Source organism: Actinosynnema sp. CA-299493 (genome assembly GCF_050946825.1).
Taxonomy (GTDB): Bacteria; Actinomycetota; Actinomycetes; order Mycobacteriales; family Pseudonocardiaceae; genus Actinosynnema.
Map to the genome: position 1 here is coordinate 5,434,495 of NZ_CP191993.1, position 15,724 is coordinate 5,450,218.

Below are 15,724 nucleotides of genomic sequence, written 5' to 3' on the forward strand. Positions count from 1 at the left end.
TTGTCCGGTTGGCGCCGGGAAAAGCGGGGTTCGCTGGTGATGGACGTGGGGCGCTTGGTGGCCGGGCGGTACCGGCTGCGCGGGCGAGTGGGCGCGGGCGCGATGGGCGTGGTGTGGCAGGCGGTGGACGAGCGCCTCGACCGCGTGGTGGCGCTCAAGCAACTCGTGGTGCCCGAGGGCTCCGACCCGGTCGCGGCAGTGGGTCGGGCGGCGCGGGAAGCGCGGATCGCCGCGCGGTTGCAGCACCCGAACGCGGTGACGGTGCACGACGTCGTGGAGGACGACGGCAAGCCGGTGCTCGTCATGGAGTACCTGCCCGCGCGGACCCTGGCCGAGCTGATCGCGCGCGGACCGCTGCCCGCGGCACGGGTGGTGTCCATCGGCGGCCAGATCGCCGGCGCGCTGGCGGCGGCGCACGCGGCCGGCATCGTGCACCGGGACGTCAAGCCGGGCAACGTCCTGCTGACCGACGACGGCACCGCGAAGATCACGGACTTCGGCATCGCCCGCGCGGTCGGGGACGTCACCGTCACCAGGACCGGGTTGCTGGCCGGCACACCCGCGTTCCTCTCGCCGGAGGTCGCGCGCGGCGGCGAGCCGGCGCACGCCTCCGACGTGTTCGCCCTCGGCGGCACGTTGTACGCGGCGGTGGAGGGCCGTCCGCCGTTCGGCGACGGTGACAACGCGATCGCCCTGCTGCACGCCGTCGCCGCGGGCCGCTTCGCACCGCCGACGCAGGCCGGGCCGCTGACCGACGTGCTGATGGACCTGCTGCGCACCGATCCGGCCGCTCGCCCGACGATGGCGCAGGCCGCCGACCGGTTGCGCGCGCTGGACGTGACGCGGCCTGCCGCGACCCGGCTGGACCTGAACCCGGCCGACCTCCCACCACGAGCGACCGGCCACGTCCCCGCAGCGCGCCCGACCGACCAGGACCACGTCGGACCGCAACCGCGACCGACCGGTCTGCTCCCGGCGGACCCGGTGGACCCGGCGGGTGTGCGGACGACGTCATCGACACCGCACCCGACTGCCCTGGCACCACGACCGGCGCGCGGTGGGCGGATGGCGCTCGTCGCGGTGGCCGCGGCGGCTGTGGTCGGGCTCGTCGTGCTGGTTCTGGTGGTGGCGAACGGCGCTCGGCCGGCTGACGACGCCGCGGGCGCGGTCACGCCCACGTCGTCGTCCGGCGACACGCCCGCTCCCGCCCGGCTGGAGCAGGCGGTCGCGGAGTACTACGCGTTGCTGCCGAAGAACACCGCCCAAGCCTGGGAACGGCTCGGGCCCGGCCTGCGCGCGCCGGGTCGCCAGCAGTACGAGAGGACCTGGCGCGACGTCCAAGAACTCGTCGTCAGCTCACCGCCCACGGTTGCCGGACCCGACACCGTCACCGTCGGCATCGACCTCACCGGCCCCGGGGGCAGGAAAACGCGCGAGTCGCACCGCCTGCGGCTCGTGGTCCAGGACGGCACACCGCTGATCGACGCGGACGAAGTCCTGTCCTCGCAACGCCTCGACGAAGCGGACGACGACGAGGACCACAAGAAGAAGGACGACGACAGGAAACGCGGTGGCGGCAAGAACGGCGAAGGCTGACCGCCCTCGGTCGTCGTGCCCCGGTCACGCGGCGACTTCGCCCCACACGACCTTGCAAGCGCTCTGCGGGTCCACACCCCACCGCGAGGCCAACCGGTTCACCAGCAGCAGGCCCCGGTCGTGCGGCTCCCACCCGTCCGGCCTGCCCAGCACGGGCAGCAGTTCGGGGCTGGCGTCGTACACCTCCACCCGCACGACGTGCCCGTCGGACCGGTGGCTCAACCGCAACCACCGCGGGGCCGTGGCGTGCTCGAACGCGTTGGTGAGCAACGCGTCGGCGATCAGCAGCAGGTCGAGCAGCGTCGACCCGTCCAGTTCCGGGACGTTCTCGGTGATCCACCTCCGCGCGCGGCGCACCGGTGGAACGGTGTCCTCCAGATCGAAGTCGACGTGGTCACCGGACCGTTCGACTACGTCCACCACACAAGCCTTCCAGCACTAGGCACTCCCCTCGGGGCAGGGCACAGGTGCCGGGTTCCCCCAGCCCCCACCCGCAAACAGTGAGCCCGACCTCAGCGCGGGTCCACCGCCACGGGGATCAGGTGGTCGACCAGCCCGGCGGTCGCGTCGATCAGCCCGACCACCCGCGTGACCTCGGGTGACGCCACCAGCGTCAGGTCCATGCCCTGGTCGCGGCACAGGTCTGCCGCGTGCAGCAGCACCGCCAGACCCGCGACGCCCATGAACGTCACACCGGCCAGGTCGAGCCGGATCCCGTCCGGTCCCACTTCGTCGCGCACGAGGTGCTCCTGGATCCGGTCCGCCGCCACGATGTCCACCTCGCCGGACACCGTGATCACCGTCGTGCCCTCACCCGTCCGGCAGTCGCAGGAGAAACCCGCGCGCGGACCACGCCTGCCTGGTGTGGGTGTCACCGAATCGCCTCCCGTAACCGCCTTGCGCGACCCCGCGTGCGGAACGATTCAGGCCAGTCGAACCTCGGCCCAGACCGTCTTGTGGTCGGCACGGGGCCGATGACCCCAGTTGACCGACAGCCGGTTCACCATGAGCAGGCCGCGACCGTGTGCGGGGGTGTCGAGCCGCCCCAGTACCGGGAGTCGGCTCGGGCTGCCGTCCTCGACCTCGATCCGCACGAGGTCGGCGTCGGGCCCTCGGCGCAGTCGCAGCCGTCGCGGCCCGGTGGCGTGGAGGTAGGAGTTGCCGACCAGCTGCGCGACGACCACCTGGATGTCCACGAGTCGGTCCCCGCCGACGTCCGGCAGCGTGCGGGCAACCAGGGCGAGAAGTTCCTCCGGCGCGGGAGGGGTGTCCGGGAGAAAGGTCTCGACGCCGTCCCGGGGCAGTTCGACGGTGCTCATGGTCCAGCCTCCAGCCGCCCTGTTTTTTCAAGGCAAGAACAAGGCTGGGGGTACCCGGCGCACGGACGGGCCAAACCCGCGGTCTACTTCGGCGTGACCACGACGGACAGCTGGACCGGAACAGGCTGACCGGAGCCGGCCGTGACCGTGCCGCTGATCGTGCCACCGACGGATTTCGGGCCGGCGAGCAGCCGCAGGACGAACGTCACCGAGTCACCGGCGGACAGCTCGCCCTCGGCCACGCAGGTGACCGTGCCCTTGCCCGCCGGGCACCCGACCGTCCCCGCCGCCGCGCCTTCCCGTCGCACGAGCGGCCCGCCCAGCAGGTTCTTGCCCCGACCCACCACCTGGACACCGTCGGGCAGCGACAGCACCAGCGTGGTGGGAGACAGGGGCGTCGGGCCGGTGTTGCGGATGATGACGGGGAGGTCGACGGGCGGTCCGCCGGTGGACATGGTGAAACCGTCCGGCACGACGGGGACCAGCGGCTGCCGCGGCCCGGGTTCGGCGGTCGGGGTGATGTCGGACGCGACCGGCGCGGACGGCTGGTCGGCAGGGCGGCCGGACGGTTGGTCGGACGGTCCGGTCGTGGTCACCGGCGCGGCGGAGTCCGCGGGGCGCACGGACGTCCCCGCGATGACCCCGGACGTCCGGTGGTCGGCCGTCACGGTGGGCGCCTGCGCCTCCACCGCGGGCAAGGCCGCGGGCGGCCCGATGTTCAGGCCCATCGCCACGGCCGCGGCCATCGCGGTGGCGGAGGCCGCCACACCGAGCCACTGCGCCGTCGTGACCGAGTGGGCCGCCGCGCCCGCTCCCGCCACCACCGCGCCCGCCTCCGCGGCGCCGGCGGTCGTGGCCAGGTAACCCGAGACACCGGCGCCGAGCACCAGCGGGGCGACGACGGCGCGCAACGTGCCGTTGACGTCGGCCAGCTCGGCGGCCATCGCGGGGCAGGTCGGGCACTCGTCCAGGTGCGCCTCCACCTGGGCGGTCTCCCGCTTGGTGAGGCCGCCCCTGGTCCAGGCGGCCAGCTTCGCGACGGTGGCGCGGCAGCGGTCCGTGGGGCTGTGCGCGAGGTGCGCCTGGAGGTAGGCGGTCTTGAGCCCCTCGCGCGCCCGGTAGGCCAACGCCGAGGCGCCGTTCGCGGTCAACCCCAGCAGCTTCGCCAGCTCGGCGGCGGACTGGCCCTCGATCTCGGTCTGCCACAACACCGTCTGCCACCGCTCGGGCAGGCTGGCGAACGCCCTGGTGGCCAGCGCCCGCTCCAGCGTCGCCACGGCCGGGTCGTGGAACGGCACCGTGGTGACCTTCTCCACGCCCGTCACGGCTTCGACGTCGTCGGCCAGCTTGAGCTTCTTGTCCCGCCGCGTCTTGTCGTACGCGGTGTGGCGCAACGCGGTCAGCAGGTAGGCGCGGAACGCGGAATCCGGTCCCCCTCCCGCGCGCAGCGTGTCGAGCACCTTGGCGAACGCGTCCGACACCAGGTCGTCGGCCTCCGCGTTCGACCAGGCCAGGTGCCGGGCCAGGTTGCGGGCGGCCCGCACGTGCCGTTCGAACAGCTGCCCGTACGCCTGGATCTCCCCGCCGCGCACGGCGTCGATCAGCTCCGCGTCCGACGGCGGCCGGGACGATCGCGGCACGCCGGACGAGCCGTACGTCGAACTCGCGTCGGCGTTGAGGGCGTGGTCCAGGTCGTCGCGCAGTGCCGTCAGGTCCGCCCGCGCCCACCGCTCCAGCGCGCGCTCGTCGGGATGCCCGATCACCGGACGTCTTCCTCCCAGCACGGTAGGTGAGCGATTCAGGTCGGACCATATCCAACTGGCGGATGCGGGATTCACCCCACCGCCCCCGCGGACAAGGGGCCTGCATCCACAACGCGCGGGACCGCCAGAGGGAACGGACGGCACTTCGGTACTCCGAACGGTCGGCACGTGCGGGCGTTGCGCGATCACGAACGGTCCGTGACGGCCGGCTACGTACACTTCGGCCGTGACGGGGAGCATCGCGGACGGCCGGCGGGGGCGGCGGCGCGGCGAGCTGACGGTCGGGACGATCGCCCGGCTCGCCGGGGTGTCCAAGCCGACCGTGTCGAAGGTGCTGAACGGCCGGGCGGGCGTGGCGTCGGAGACGCGGCAACGGGTCGAGGCCCTGCTGCGCGAGCACGGCTACCGGCGCCCGGACGCCATCGCGCCCTCGGCCATCCTCGAAGTGGTGTTCTACGGGCTCGAACGCCACATGGCGGTCGAGATCATGCGCGGTGTCGAACCGGTGGCGCGGGAGCACGAGCTGGCCGTCGCGTTCACCGAGGTGGTCGAGCCGACCTCGCCCGGTCGGTCGTGGGCCGAGAAACTGCTGGCCAGACACCCTCTCGGGGTGATCGCGGTGTACTCGGCGTTCACGCCGGAGCAGCACGCGCTGCTGGCCGCGAGCGCGATCCCGCTGGTGGCGCTCGACCCGTCCGGCGAACCGCTGCACGCCATCCCGTCGGTCGGCGCGACGAACTGGAGCGGTGGCATCACGGCCGCGCGGCACCTGCTCGACCTCGGGCACCGGCGGATCGGCGTGGTCGGCGGGCCGACCGACTCCCTGGGCGCCCGCGCCCGCCTGGAAGGCTGCCGCGCCGCGATGGACGCCGCGGGCACGGCGCTGGACGACCGGCTCGTGCGCACCGGCGAGTTCACCTTCGAGCAGGGCCGCGAACTGGGCCGCGAGCTGCTGGCCCGACCGGACCGGCCGACCGCCGTGCTGTGCGGCAACGACCTCCAGGCGCTCGGCGTCTACACCGCGGCGTGGCGGCTCGGCCTGCGCATACCGCACGACCTCAGCGTGGTCGGCTTCGACGACATCGACAACACCCGCTGGTGCTGCCCGCCGATGACGACCGTGCGGCAGCCGTTGGCCGAGATGGGCGCGACGGCGGCCCGGATGCTGCTCACCCTCGCCGCGGGCGGACCACTCCCCCAGCCCCGCGTCGAACTGGCCACCACGCTCGTCGTCCGCGAGAGCACCGCGCCGCCCGCCTGAGCCCCGGAGCGCGTCGCGCCCGGTCGCCGGGCTTCCGTCCGCCTGCCGGCCCTTGTCCTCCGAACTGCCGTTCGAGGCGTCCAGCGTCTACGAGGTCGCGGGCGAGGACCAGTACCTGCCGCCCGTCAGCGGTCCAGGGCCTGGGCGATGTCCCGCCACAGGTCGTCGGCGTCCTCGATGCCCACCGACAGCCGGATCGTGCCGCCGGTGATGCCGCTCGCGGTGAGCTGCTCGTCGTCCAACTGCCGGTGCGAGGTGCTGGCGGGGTGCAGCACCAACGTCTCCGTGCCGCCCAGGGACGGCGCGAGCCGGATCAGCTCGACGCCGGTGACGAACCTCCGGCCCGCCGCCACGTCCGCCACGTCGAACGAGAAGGTGCTCCCGAAGCCGTCGACGAACCGGGTCGCGACGGCGTGGCTGGGGTGCGTGTCGAGCCCGGGCCAGTGCACCACGCGCACCGCCGGGTGCCCGGCCAGGCGGCGGGCCAGGATCCCGGCGTTCTCCTCGTGCTTGCGCACGCGCAGCGCCAGGGTCCGCAGGCCGCGGATCGTGAGCCAGGCCGCGAACGGGTCCGGGGTGACGCCCAGTTCGACCGAGTGCTGCCAGGTCGAGCGGTAGCGGGCGTCGTCGGCGAACACCGCGACGCCGCCGGTCACGTCGCTGTGCCCGCCGAGGTACTTGGTGGTCGAGTGGACGACCACGTCCGCGCCGTGCTCGATCGGCCGGCACAGCAGCGGCGACGCGAACGTGTTGTCCACGACCACCAGGACGCCGTCCGGCACGGCGGCGCCGAGCGCGGGCAGGTCGCTGACGTGGCCGGTGGGGTTGGCGATGGTCTCCAGGTAGAGCACCTTCGTCTCGGGCCGCAGCGCCGCGCGCACCTCGTCCGGGTCGTGGCCGCCGACGTAGGTGACCGCGACGCCCCAGCGCTCCTCCAGGTCGCGCAGCAGGGCGAGCGTGCCGCCGTAGAGCGCGCTCTGGGCGATCATGTGGTCGCCCGACCGGAGGTTCGCGAGCAGCACCGCGTTGATCGCGCCCATGCCCGACGAGGTGGCCAACGCCGCCGTGCCGCCTTCGAGCGACGCCACCGCGTCCTCCAGCGCCCGGACGGTCGGGTTGCCGAACCTCGTGTAGACGAACGCGCCGTCGGGTCGGGTCATCCCGTCGGCGAGGGCGTCGAGGTCGTCGAACGCGAAGCTGGAGGTCTGGTAGAGCGGCACGGACAGGGGCGTGCTGGTCAACGCGGGCACCGCGGTGCGGGCGACGCGGGTCTCGGCTTGCATGAGGTGAGCATCGGTCATGAAGCGGTGTGGGGTGAGAGCCAATTCGCCTAGATTGGTCTCATCATGAAACCACTCTCCGTGGACGACCTGGCGGGCCGCCTCGGGCGCTGGTCCGCCGGTCGGGGTTCGCTGTACCTGCTGCTGGCGGCACGGCTGCGCGAGTTGATCGACGAGGGGCTGCTGCCGTCGGGGACCGTGCTGCCGCCGGACCGGACGCTGGCCTCGGGTCTCGCGGTCGGCCGGACGACCGTGATCGCGGCGTACGACCTGCTCCGGCAGGAGGGCCGGTTGGCCCGGCGGCGCGGCAGCGGCACGTGGGTGTCGTCGGGTGGACGCGCGGCGGCCCGCGAGGAGACCGCCAACCCGATGTTCGTGAACCTGCTGGAACCGCCCGACGGCGTGCTCCAGTTCGCCTGCGCCGGGCCGATGGCGCCGCCCGGTCGGCTGGTCGAGGCCCAACGGCGGGCGGTGGACCGGTTGGCGGGCGAGGGCCTGGGCTACCACCCGTCCGGGCACCCGGCGTTGCGCGCGGCGCTCGCCGCCCGGTACCGCGACCTCGGCGTGCCGACGACTGCGGGGCAGATCCTGGTGACGACGGGGGCGCAGCAGGCGTTGGCGCTGCTGACGCGCGCGCTCGTGCGGCCGGGTGACGAGGTGCTGGTGCAGGCGCCGACGTACCCCGGCGCGCTGGACCTGTTCCGGGAGGTCGGCGCGGTGGTCCGCGCGGACGACGACCTCGTGGGCGCGCTGGGCCGCCGCACGCCGGCGCTGGTGTACGCGATGCCCGCGTTCCGCAATCCCACCGGTTCGTCCATGAGCCCGTTGGCACGCGCGCGCCTGACCCGGTCGGCCGGCGACGTGCCGCTGGTGTTCGACGAGGCGCTGGCCGACCTGGACCTGAGCGGGGCGCCGGCGCCGCCCCCCGCGGCCGGCGCGATCACGGTGGGGTCGTTGAGCAAGGTGGTGTGGGGCGGGCTGCGGGTCGGCTGGGTGCGGGCCGACGCGGCGCTCGTCGCCCGGCTGGCCCGGTTCAAGGCGGTGCACGACCTGGGCAGCGCGGTGCTGGACCAGTGGGCGGCGGTGGAGCTGCTGGCGGACTTCGCCGCCGTGCGGTCGGAGCGCGTGACGGCGTTGCGGCGGCAGCACGACCACCTGTGCGCGCGGGTGCGGGAGGAGCTGCCGGAGTGGGAGTTCGCGCCCGCCGAGGGCGGTCAGACGCTGTGGGTGCGGCTGCCCGACGCGGACGCCGCCTCGTACGCCCAGGTGGCGTTGCGGCACGGGGTGGCCGTGCTGCCGGGCGGCTCGCTCGACCCGACGGGCGGCAGCGCCGACCGGCTGCGGCTGCCGTTCGCCGCCGAACCACCGGTGATCAGCGCCGCCGTGGCCGCGCTGGCCACCGCGTGGCGCGCCTTCGGCGTCGAGTCGACCCGCCGACCGCTCGTGCCGTCGATGTCGGTCTAGTGCCGCGTCCGGCGGGGACCCGCGGCACACGGATGGGAATGGCCGGCGCCGCCGTGGCCGCGGCGGCGCCGGCCTGGCATCACGCGCGTTCGAGCACGTAGCCCGCGTTCTTGACGGCCGCGGTGACCGCTTCGACGTCGGTCGTGCCCACGACGCGCAGCGTGGCGGCGTCGAGGTCGAGCTTGACCCGGGTGACACCGGGCACCCGGCGGGCCGCGTTGGTCACGCTGGCGGCGCACCCCTCGCAGCTCATGCCCTTGACCACGAAGTCGAGCCCGGTCTGCTGCGCCTCGTCGGAGAGGGCGCCATTCTCCTCGGACATGCGGTTCAACCTCCGGTTCCATACCCACCAGGGGTATGACCTGAGCCTACCTCCGCGCATCCCGGTCGGACCTCTCCCAGATTGCCTATTCCCGGCGACCGGTCATATCCGGTCCCCGGCGCACCTGGGCGCGGGTGCGGGGCCGCCCGGTGTCGTGGGCGGCCCCGCACCGCGTCACCGGAACAGGCGCAGTGGCACGGCCTCCGCCATCGCGGCCATGCCGGCGTCGTTCGGGTGCAGGTGGTCGCCGCTGTCGTAGGCGGGCAGCAGGCGATCGGGTTGGCGGGGGTCGCGGACGGCGCGGTCGAAGTCGATCACGCCGTCGTACTCGCCGCTGGTGCGGATCCAGTGGTTGACGGTCTGGCGAGCGGCCTCGTTCTCGGGGCTGAAGAAGCCGAACGCGTCGTCGCGGAACGGCGTGATGGTGCCGCCGTGGATGCGCAGGCCCTGGTCGTGGGCACGGGCGATCAGCTGCCGGTGCGCGCCGATGATGTCCTGCGCCGTGACCTTCTCCGACAGCGGCGCGCTCGTGCCGGGGTGGCCGAGGTCGTTGACGCCGAGCAGCACCACCACGTGCCCGACACCGGGCTGGGCCAGCACGTCCCGGTCGAAGCGGCGCAGCGCGGCCTGCCCGAAGTACGCCGCGTAGCCCTCCGCCGGGTGGCCGACGGGCGGGTTGGGGTCGTGCAGCAGCCGGTTGCCGCTGATGCCCTCGTTGACCACGCCCAGGTGCCGCAGGCCCCGCTCGCCCTGGAAGCGGCGGGCGAGGACGTCGGGCCAGCGGCGGTTCGCGCCGCGCGTGGTCTCCGCGCCGTCGGTGATGGAGTCGCCGAACGCCACCACGGTCGACCCGCGCTTGCCGCCCGACACGCTGACGCCGGTGAGGAAGTGCCACTTGCCGAGCACGGCGGTCGGCGTGATCTCCGCGCGGCCGGTGACGTTGCCCGCCGCGACGTACCCGTCCTGGAACGGGAACGCGTGCACGGTGTTCCCGGGCGTGCGCAGCGGCAGGTGGATGCTGACCACGAGGTCGGAGTCGGCTTCGACGGGCAGCGCCACGGGGTCGCTGAGCAGCGGTGTGCCGGGCGGCAGGGTCGCGGACGCGCGACCGCCGAACGTCAGCCGCCGGTCGCTGCCGGGCTGGACCGCCGAACCCGTGCCCGCACGCCGTGCGACGCGCGCCTCCCCGATCACCAGCGGCTGGGCGCCGAACTCGTTGGACAGCCGCACGCGGACCGCGCTGCCGCCGACGCCGAGGTGCACGACCTGGCGCAGCGTCTGGTCCTCGAACGCCGTGGTGTCCGAGGCGGGGACGGTGGTGGGCGAGGTCGCCCACGCGCCCACCCAGGTCGGTCGCGGCGACGCGGAGGCCGCGGTCGGCAGCAGGAGCAGCAGGGCGGCCAACGCCGCCGTCGTGGCACGCTTCACGGTCGGCACTCCTCAGCGACGGGCGGGGCGGTCGAAGCGCCAGCCGTCGGCGCGCAGTTCGGGGATCAGGCGGGCCACCGCGTCCACGGTCTGGCCGCGCTCAGCCGGGCCGTCGTGCATCAGGACGACGGCGCCGTCGGTGAGGCCGTCCTTGACCCGGCGCACCAGCTCGTCGACGCCCGGCGGCTCCCAGTCGCCGATGGCGAGCTTCCAGCCGAGCGGGGTCATGCCGAGCTTGGCCGCGACCTGCGGGCTCTGGCCCCAACTGCCGTAGGGCGCGCGGAAGTAGCGGATCGGCGCACCGGGCGCGGCGCGGTGGATCGCGGCGCTGGTCTGCCTCAGGTCGGCCTCGACCTGCTCGGGCGTCCACTGGCCCATGTCGTCGTGGTGCATGCTGTGGTTGCAGAGGGTGTGCCCGCCCGCGACGATCTTGCGCACCAGCTGCGGGTTGGCCTCGACGTAGTCGCCCCAGAGGCAGAACACGGCCTTGACGTGGTGGCGGCGCAGGACTTCGAGCAGGCGCGGCGTGTCGGCAGGGTTGGGCCCGTCGTCGAAGGTGAACGCGACCGTGCGGCCACCGTGCCTGGTCGAGTCGACGATCACCGGCTCGGCCGCGCTCGCCGGCGCCGAGCTCAAGCCGAGCACCAGGCCAGTGGTCACCAGCACCGTTCTCCACCGCATCGTGAAACCCCTTCCGTCGGGCGAGCGCTGTCACTATCAGGTCGCGATCAACCCACCTACCAGACGTTTCGCGGAAGTTTCGAGTCTCAACTGGCCGTCACCGCGAACGGCGGATCCCGGGCTGCGGCGGACCCCGGTGTCACCACGACGGAGGTGGGACGGGTGGCGGCCGGCGCCGGCGTGGTGGAATCCCCGCGTGACGACGATCGCCCGACTGCGCAAGACCGCGCTGTCCCTGCCCGAGGCGGTGCGGGACGACTCCACGCCCGCCCGGACCGCGTTCACCGTGCGCGGCAAGCGGTTCGCCTCGGTGGACGAGCACGGCTTCGTCCACCTCGCCCTCCCGGAGGCGGAGGCGGAGCAGGTCCTCGCGGCGCACCCGACCGCCGAGCGGCTGACCCGCGGCGCGACGTCGATCGGCGTGCGCGTCCCACTCGGGGACGTCGACGGTCAGCAGCTCGACCACTGGGTCCGACGGGCGTGGCTCTGGCGGGCGCCGGAGCGCCTCGCCGCACCGGTCTCGGCCGCGGGGTCCGCCGCCGCCGGTGAGGTCGGCGACCTGCCCAAGGGCATCGGCCGACCCGCCACGCAAGCGCTCACCGGCGCAGGCGTGACCACGTTGGCCCAGGTCGCCGGCCTGACCGACGCGGAGCTGCTGGCGGTGCACGGCGTCGGCCCGAAAGCCGTCCGCCTGCTCCGAGCAGCCCTCGACCCGGCCGACTGACCTGTCAGAAGGTGTAGTTCACGACGAACGCCGAGTGGTCCGTGCGGTACATCGCGTATTCCTGGGTCGACACGAACGTCAGGGTGCGGGCGATGACGTGCTGCACGTCGCCGTCCCCCTTGCGGAACCAGCCCGACGGCACGCAGTTCTGGGCGTTCGTCGCCGAACCGGGGTTGTACCTCAGGTTCAGGTCGCCCGAGACCACGTGCCTGGTCGTGGCCGAACCGGTCGGGTCGTAGGACAGCACCGTCGCGGGCACGAGCTCCGCGCACTGCGCCGACGCCGTCGTGCCGGTCGTGCTCAGGTGGGTGGTGCAGGCGGTGAAGCCGCGCACCTCGCTCAGCGCGCAAGCCCAGGCGCGGACCTCGTCGCCGCTGTCCTGCGCGGTGTAGGTGTTCTGGCCGCTGGTCCTGATGCCCTCCTTGACGATGATCCCGCTGCCGTAGGCGCCCCTGCCCTCCGTGCACTCGATGTTCGTGCCCGTGGACTTCCGGCGCGCGAACGCGAACTGGTACTCGGCGGCGGCGCCCACGGCGGCGGTCAGCCGGGGCAGGTCGGACAGGCACACCTCGTTCACCGACACGACGTCCGGCACGCGGCGCTGGATCATCGTCACGGCTTCGGCCACGGCCAGCCCGCCCTGGTAGCACCCGGCGACGCCGCTGTTGCAGAGGTTCATCTGCACCACCTTGAACGCCGTCGCGGCGGAGGCGGGCGCCGTCACCAGCCCGCAGAGCAGCAACACGGCCAGGACGGGACCGGCGGTACGGCGTGGGAGGCCCATGCGACCCATCCTCTCCCGTCGCACGCGGTGTGACCAGGGTTGATACCTTCCCCGCATGGCGTTCACGCTGGAGCAGCTACGGGGTTTCGTAGCCGTCGCCGAGGAGCTGCACTTCAGCCGGGCCGCCTCCCGGCTGGCGATGACCCAGCCGCCGCTGAGCAGGCAGATCCAGAAGCTGGAACGGGCAGTCGGCGCGCAGCTGCTGATCCGGGACAACCGGCGGGTCACCCTCACCGCGGCGGGCGAGGTGTTCCTGGTCGAGGCGCGGCGGCTGCTGTCGCTGGCCGAGACCGCGCCGGAGCTGGCCCGGCGGGTGTCGTCCGGGTCGAGCGGCGTGGTGCGGGTCGGGTTCACCGCGGCGGCGACCTACGGCATCCTCGGCCGGCTGCTGGACGAGCTCGCCGCGCAGCTGCCGGACGTGGACGTGGAGCTGGTCGAGCTGGTCACCCGGGAGCAGGTCTCCGGGCTGGTGAACGAGGAGATCGACCTCGGGCTCGGCCGGCCCCCGTTCGACGACTCGACCTTCGGTTCCCGGCTGCTGCACCGGGAAGGGCTGCTGGTCGCCGTGCCCGGCGGCCATCCCCTGGCGGCGCTGGGACGGGCCGCGACGGCCGCCGACGTCGTCCGCGAGCCGGTCGTCATGCACTCGCCCACCGACGCGCGGTACTTCTACGACCTGGTCGTGCGCACGGTGCCGATCGCGCCGGAGAACACCGTGCACACGGTCAGCCAGGTGCTCACCATGCTCTGGCTGGTCGCGGCCGGCCGGGGTGTCGCGTTCGTGCCGGAGTCGGCGGCGCGGCTGCGCATCGACGGCGTCGAGTTCGCCCGGCTGGAGACGGCGGTGGCCGAGCCGGTGGAACTGCACCTGCTGTGGTTGAAGGCCTCGGCGAATCCCGCGCTGTGGCGGACGTTGAGCGTCCTGGAGGGCCGCACGCCGTTCGAGTGATGCCCTTCAGGTATCGCGCAATGCTGAACAGCTCTTGGACAAGCATCACTCCTGCTCCATACGGTGGAGGGGTGATGAACCCAGCCGCACTCGCCGACCGCCTCGCCTCCGGGCTGCTCTCCTTCCCGGTCACCCACTTCGACGCCGACCTGCGGTTCGCCGAGGACCGCTACCGCGAGCACCTGGCCTGGCAGGCGAGCTTCGACGTGGCCGGCCTGTTCGCCGCGGGCGGCACGGGCGAGGGGTTCTCGCTGACGCCGGCCGAGGTGGACCGGGTGGTCCGCGTCGCGGTGGACGAGGTGGGCGGCAAGGTGCCCGTCGTCGCGCCCGCGACCGGCGCCACCGCCGTGTCGGTCGCCCAGGCGCGGGCCGCCGAGGCCGCCGGCGCGGACGGTGTGCTGCTGTTCCCGCCCTACCTCACCGAGGCCGGCCAGCGGGGCCTGGTCGAGCACGTCTCCGCGGTGTGCCGGGCCACCGGGCTCGGCGTGATCGTCTACAGCCGGGCCAACGCCGTGCTGACCGACGTGGCCGTCGCCGAGCTGGCCGACCGCAACCCCAACCTGATCGGGCTCAAGGACGGCGTCGGCGACGTCGAGCAGCTGACCCGCACCTACGCCCGCGTCGGCGACCGGCTGATCTACATCGGCGGCCTGCCGACCGCGGAGACGTTCGCCCTGCCGCTGCTCCAGCTCGGCGTCACCACGTACTCCTCGGCGCTGTTCAACTTCGTGCCCGAGTTCGCGCTGCGGTTCTACGCCGCCGTCCGCGCCCAGGACCGGACCGCCGTCTACGGGATGCTGCGCGAGTTCGTCATCCCCTACCTCGACATCCGCGACCGGGAGCGCGGGTACGCGGTGTCGATCGTCAAGGCCGGGCTCACCGCCGTGGGCCGGGACGGCGGCCCGGTCCGCCCGCCGCTGACCGACCTGACCGACGAGGAGCTCGCCCGCCTCACCGCCCTGGTCGGGCGGATCGCCTGACCGCCCGCACCCGAGGAGAAGGAGCCCGATGTCCACCAGTGCCGACCGGATCCGCGCCGTGACGTTGTCGTCGGTGACCCTGCCCCTGCCGAACCCGATCAGCGACGCCAAGGTGTTCACCGGCAGGCAGCGGCCGATGACCGAGGTCGCCGTGCTGTTCGCCGAGATCCGCACCGAGGCCGGGCTGGAGGGCATCGGGTTCTCCTACTCCAAGCGCGCCGGCGGACCCGCCCAGTTCGCCCACGCCCGCGAGGTCGCGCCCGACCTGGTCGGCGAGGACCCCAACGACATCGGCAGGCTGTGGACCAAGCTCGTCTGGGCCGGGGCGTCGGTCGGGCGCAGCGGCGCGGCCACGCAGGCGCTGGCCGCGTTCGACATCGCGCTGTGGGACCTCAAGGCCAAGCGGGCGGACCTGCCGCTGGCGAAGCTGCTCGGCGCGCACCGCGACTCCGTGCGCTGCTACAACACCTCCGGCGGGTTCCTGCACGAGACCATCGGGCAGATCAAGGACAACGCCACCCGCACCCTGGACGCCGGCGTCGGCGGCATCAAGATCAAGGTGGGCCTGCCGGACCGGGCGGAGGACCTGCGCCGGGTCGCGGCCGTCCGCGAGCACCTCGGCGACGGCGTGCCGCTGATGGTCGACGCCAACCAGCAGTGGGACCGCCCCACCGCCCTGCGCACCGGCCGGGCGCTGGAGGAGTTCGACCTGGTCTGGATCGAGGAGCCCCTCGACGCCCACGACGTCGAGGGGCACGCCGAACTGGCCCGGTCGCTGACCACCGCCGTGGCCTCCGGCGAGATGCTCACCAGCGTCGCCGAGCACTACGAGCTGATCCGCGCCGGCGCGGTGGACGTCCTGCAACCCGATGCGCCCCGCGTCGGCGGGATCACCCAGTTCCTCAAGCTCGCCACCCTCGCCGACCACCACCACCTCCAACTCGCACCCCACTTCGCCATGGAGATCCACGTCCACCTCGCCGCCGCCTACCCGCGCGAGCCCTGGGTCGAGCACTTCGACTGGCTGCACCCGCTGTTCAACGAGCGGCTGGAAACCCGCGGCGGCCGGATGCACCTCTCCGACCGGCCGGGACTGGGCATCACCCTCACCGACCAGACCCGCGCCTGGACCGTCGAGACGGCCACGGTCGACGCGCCGGGGTAACGCGCCCG

Annotated in this window: 16 protein-coding genes; 7 read left to right on the forward strand and 9 right to left on the reverse strand. The window is 73.6% G+C overall.

All coding sequences use genetic code 11. From position 1 onward, the window contains the following. Positions 1–39 precede the first annotated feature (39 nt). Positions 40–1,596, forward strand: a complete 1,557-nt coding sequence (locus ACQPYE_RS22660; protein ID WP_498714249.1) for a serine/threonine-protein kinase — start codon at positions 40–42, stop codon at positions 1,594–1,596. A gap of 24 nt (positions 1,597–1,620) precedes the next feature. Here the strand turns inward: ACQPYE_RS22660 and ACQPYE_RS22665 are convergent, their stop codons facing one another. The 4 genes from ACQPYE_RS22665 to ACQPYE_RS22680 all read right to left on the reverse strand — a co-directional run bounded on the left by ACQPYE_RS22665 (position 1,621) and on the right by ACQPYE_RS22680 (position 4,678). After that, entirely contained in the window at positions 1,621–2,016 is a 396-nt protein-coding gene (locus ACQPYE_RS22665; RefSeq protein ID WP_498714251.1) for an ATP-binding protein, read from the reverse strand. A 92-nt stretch (positions 2,017–2,108) separates the two neighbouring features. Beyond that, positions 2,109–2,471 carry an STAS domain-containing protein gene (locus ACQPYE_RS22670; protein WP_498714253.1) on the reverse strand — a complete coding sequence of 121 codons (363 nt, stop codon included), beginning with the start codon at positions 2,469–2,471 and terminating at the stop codon, positions 2,109–2,111. Positions 2,472–2,519: 48 nt separating this feature from the next. Continuing rightward, on the reverse strand, positions 2,520–2,915 hold the full coding sequence (locus ACQPYE_RS22675; RefSeq protein ID WP_498714255.1) for an ATP-binding protein: 396 nt from the start codon (positions 2,913–2,915) through the stop codon (positions 2,520–2,522). 83 nt (positions 2,916–2,998) lie between these two features. Further along, positions 2,999–4,678 carry a sigma-70 family RNA polymerase sigma factor gene (locus tag ACQPYE_RS22680; RefSeq protein WP_498714258.1) on the reverse strand — a complete coding sequence of 560 codons (1,680 nt, stop codon included), beginning with the start codon at positions 4,676–4,678 and terminating at the stop codon, positions 2,999–3,001. A 226-nt stretch (positions 4,679–4,904) separates the two neighbouring features. Here ACQPYE_RS22680 and ACQPYE_RS22685 point away from each other — a divergent pair, with 226 nt between their 5' ends. Continuing rightward, a complete protein-coding gene (locus ACQPYE_RS22685; protein ID WP_498714259.1) occupies positions 4,905–5,939 on the forward strand; it encodes a LacI family DNA-binding transcriptional regulator in 1,035 nt (344 codons plus the stop codon). Between the two features lie 125 nt (positions 5,940–6,064). Here ACQPYE_RS22685 and ACQPYE_RS22690 read toward each other — a convergent pair whose 3' ends face one another. Next, entirely contained in the window at positions 6,065–7,222 is a 1,158-nt protein-coding gene (locus ACQPYE_RS22690; RefSeq protein ID WP_498714261.1) for a trans-sulfuration enzyme family protein, read from the reverse strand. A gap of 63 nt (positions 7,223–7,285) precedes the next feature. Between ACQPYE_RS22690 and ACQPYE_RS22695 the strand changes: the two genes are divergently transcribed. Continuing rightward, positions 7,286–8,683, forward strand: coding sequence for an aminotransferase-like domain-containing protein (locus tag ACQPYE_RS22695; protein ID WP_498714263.1), 1,398 nt, complete (start codon positions 7,286–7,288; stop codon positions 8,681–8,683). Between the two features lie 79 nt (positions 8,684–8,762). On the opposite strand, the gene ACQPYE_RS22700 is transcribed toward ACQPYE_RS22695, so the two are convergent. The 3 genes from ACQPYE_RS22700 to ACQPYE_RS22710 form a co-directional block, all read right to left on the reverse strand. Then, positions 8,763–9,005, reverse strand: coding sequence for a heavy-metal-associated domain-containing protein (locus ACQPYE_RS22700; protein WP_498714265.1), 243 nt, complete (start codon positions 9,003–9,005; stop codon positions 8,763–8,765). A gap of 174 nt (positions 9,006–9,179) precedes the next feature. Next, a complete protein-coding gene (locus tag ACQPYE_RS22705) occupies positions 9,180–10,433 on the reverse strand; it encodes an SGNH/GDSL hydrolase family protein (protein ID WP_498714266.1) in 1,254 nt (417 codons plus the stop codon). Positions 10,434–10,445: 12 nt separating this feature from the next. Next, entirely contained in the window at positions 10,446–11,093 is a 648-nt protein-coding gene (locus ACQPYE_RS22710; RefSeq protein WP_498714268.1) for a polysaccharide deacetylase family protein, read from the reverse strand. Between the two features lie 217 nt (positions 11,094–11,310). Here ACQPYE_RS22710 and ACQPYE_RS22715 point away from each other — a divergent pair, with 217 nt between their 5' ends. Then, positions 11,311–11,838 carry an MmcQ/YjbR family DNA-binding protein gene (locus ACQPYE_RS22715; RefSeq protein WP_498714271.1) on the forward strand — a complete coding sequence of 176 codons (528 nt, stop codon included), beginning with the start codon at positions 11,311–11,313 and terminating at the stop codon, positions 11,836–11,838. 4 nt (positions 11,839–11,842) lie between these two features. On the opposite strand, the gene ACQPYE_RS22720 is transcribed toward ACQPYE_RS22715, so the two are convergent. Next, positions 11,843–12,622 (reverse strand): endonuclease/exonuclease/phosphatase family protein, encoded by a 780-nt coding sequence (locus ACQPYE_RS22720; RefSeq protein ID WP_498714273.1) that lies wholly within the window; start codon positions 12,620–12,622, stop codon positions 11,843–11,845. Between the two features lie 55 nt (positions 12,623–12,677). Here ACQPYE_RS22720 and ACQPYE_RS22725 point away from each other — a divergent pair, with 55 nt between their 5' ends. The 3 genes from ACQPYE_RS22725 to ACQPYE_RS22735 all read left to right on the forward strand — a co-directional run bounded on the left by ACQPYE_RS22725 (position 12,678) and on the right by ACQPYE_RS22735 (position 15,716). Then, entirely contained in the window at positions 12,678–13,571 is an 894-nt protein-coding gene (locus ACQPYE_RS22725) for a LysR substrate-binding domain-containing protein (protein ID WP_498714275.1), read from the forward strand. Between the two features lie 74 nt (positions 13,572–13,645). Beyond that, complete coding sequence (gene kdgD, locus ACQPYE_RS22730; RefSeq protein WP_498714277.1) at positions 13,646–14,551, forward strand: 5-dehydro-4-deoxyglucarate dehydratase; 906 nt, start codon at positions 13,646–13,648, stop codon at positions 14,549–14,551. A 28-nt stretch (positions 14,552–14,579) separates the two neighbouring features. Beyond that, complete coding sequence (locus ACQPYE_RS22735; RefSeq protein WP_498714279.1) at positions 14,580–15,716, forward strand: L-talarate/galactarate dehydratase; 1,137 nt, start codon at positions 14,580–14,582, stop codon at positions 15,714–15,716. Positions 15,717–15,724: the final 8 nt, after the last annotated feature.

Bases quoted from the DNA above. Each gene is read 5' to 3' on its own strand.
- ACQPYE_RS22660 (WP_498714249.1), top strand. From the start codon at position 40: ATGGACGTGGGGCGCTTGGTGGCCGGGCGGTACCGGCTGCGCGGGCGA.
- ACQPYE_RS22675 (WP_498714255.1), bottom strand. From the start codon at position 2,915: ATGAGCACCGTCGAACTGCCCCGGGACGGCGTCGAGACCTTTCTCCCG.
- ACQPYE_RS22690 (WP_498714261.1), bottom strand. From the start codon at position 7,222: ATGCAAGCCGAGACCCGCGTCGCCCGCACCGCGGTGCCCGCGTTGACC.
- ACQPYE_RS22695 (WP_498714263.1), top strand. From the start codon at position 7,286: ATGAAACCACTCTCCGTGGACGACCTGGCGGGCCGCCTCGGGCGCTGG.
- ACQPYE_RS22700 (WP_498714265.1), bottom strand. From the start codon at position 9,005: ATGTCCGAGGAGAATGGCGCCCTCTCCGACGAGGCGCAGCAGACCGGG.
- ACQPYE_RS22720 (WP_498714273.1), bottom strand. From the start codon at position 12,622: ATGGGCCTCCCACGCCGTACCGCCGGTCCCGTCCTGGCCGTGTTGCTG.
- ACQPYE_RS22725 (WP_498714275.1), top strand. From the start codon at position 12,678: ATGGCGTTCACGCTGGAGCAGCTACGGGGTTTCGTAGCCGTCGCCGAG.
- kdgD (WP_498714277.1), top strand. From the start codon at position 13,646: ATGAACCCAGCCGCACTCGCCGACCGCCTCGCCTCCGGGCTGCTCTCC.
- ACQPYE_RS22735 (WP_498714279.1), top strand. From the start codon at position 14,580: ATGTCCACCAGTGCCGACCGGATCCGCGCCGTGACGTTGTCGTCGGTG.